This is a genomic window from Pseudarthrobacter sp. TAF60_1 (genome assembly GCF_052113505.1).
In the GTDB taxonomy this organism is placed as follows: domain Bacteria; phylum Actinomycetota; class Actinomycetes; order Actinomycetales; family Micrococcaceae; genus Arthrobacter.
In genome coordinates this window covers 1-1,409 of record NZ_JBFRDI010000040.1, presented here as the reverse complement: position 1 = coordinate 1,409, position 1,409 = coordinate 1, and the positions used below count along the sequence as shown (strand labels likewise).

Genomic DNA, 1,409 nt, shown 5'->3' with positions numbered 1-1,409 from the left:
TCGCGGGTTTGGGCGATTTCGCGGATGCGGGTCCGGCAGGCGTACCAGCCGAAGACCATCAGCACCGAGGCGATGGCGGTGACGAGCATGGTGAGGGGGGATTCGATGAAGACCATGATCAGGACGCCTGCCAGGAAGAGCAGGGAGAGGTAGCCGGTGTAGGGGGCGCCGAACATCCGGAAGGAGGGGCGTTCCACCCAGCCTTTGTCTGCCCAGCGTTTGAGCTGGATCTGGCACAGGACGATGGTGGCCCAGGTCATGACGATGCCCACGGAGGCGACGTTGAGGACGATCTCGAAGGCYTGKGCKGGTACGAGGTAGTTCAGCGGGACCCCGAGCAGGGAGACCACGGCGGTGATGGCGATGCCGCCGTAGGGGACGCCGGCTTTGTTCATGCGGGAGGCGAATTTGGGGGCTGAGCCGTTGACGGACATGGAGCGGAGGATGCGTCCGGTGGAGTAGAGGCCGGCGTTCAGGGAGGASAGGGCGGCGGTGAGGACGACGAGGTTCATGATGACGTCCACGCCCTGGATGCCGATGGAGCCGAAGAACGTCACGAACGGGCTGACGCCCTTTTCGTAGGACGTGTATGGCAGGAGGAGGGCGAGGAGGATGACGGAGCCGACGTAGAACACGGCGATGCGGAACACCACGGAGTTGATGGCTTTGGGCATGATCTTTTCCGGGTTTTCGGTTTCGCCGGCGGCGGTGCCGACGAGTTCGATGGAGGCGTAGGCGAACAGGACGCCCTGCATGAGGATGATCATGGGGAGCAGGCCGTTGGGGAAGATCCCGCCGTTATCCGAGAGGAGGCTCAGGCCGACCTGCTGGCCGTCCACGGGGGTGCCGAAGATGACGAAGTAGGTGCCGACGACGAGGAAGATGACCAGCGCGGCGACTTTGATCAGTGCGAACCAGAACTCCATTTCGCCGAAGACTTTCACGGAGACCAGGTTCAGGGCGAGGACGACAACCAGGGCGGTCAGTGCCCAGGCCCACTGGGGGACGGCCGCCATCCAGGGGATGTAGTGGCCGAAGAAGTGCATGTAGAGGGCGGCGGCGGTGATATCCACGATGGTGGTGGTGGCCCAGTTGATCCAGTAGAACCAGCCGGAGACGAACGCGGCTTTCTCGCCGAAGAATTCGCGGGCGTAGGAGACGAACGAGCCCGATGAGGGCCGGTGCAGGACCAGTTCGCCCAGGGCCCGCAGGATGAGGAACGCGAAGAACCCGCAGACGGCGTAGGCGATGACCAGGGAGGGTCCGGCGGCGTTGAGGCGGCCGCCGGCGCCGAGGAACAGGCCGGTGCCGATCGCGCCGCCGATGGCGATCATCTGGATCTGCCGCGGTTTGAGGTTCTTGTGATAGCCCTTGTCCTCCGCGTGGAGGGAACTTTCCGAGGCGTGCGC

The 1,409-nt window shown here is 64.4% G+C and carries 1 protein-coding gene; it reads right to left on the bottom strand.

The window, feature by feature from the left end; genetic code table 11:
• The coding region (locus tag AB4Y73_RS20385) for an amino acid permease (protein ID WP_441874496.1) at nt 1-1,409 on the bottom strand (1,409 nt) is incomplete at both ends.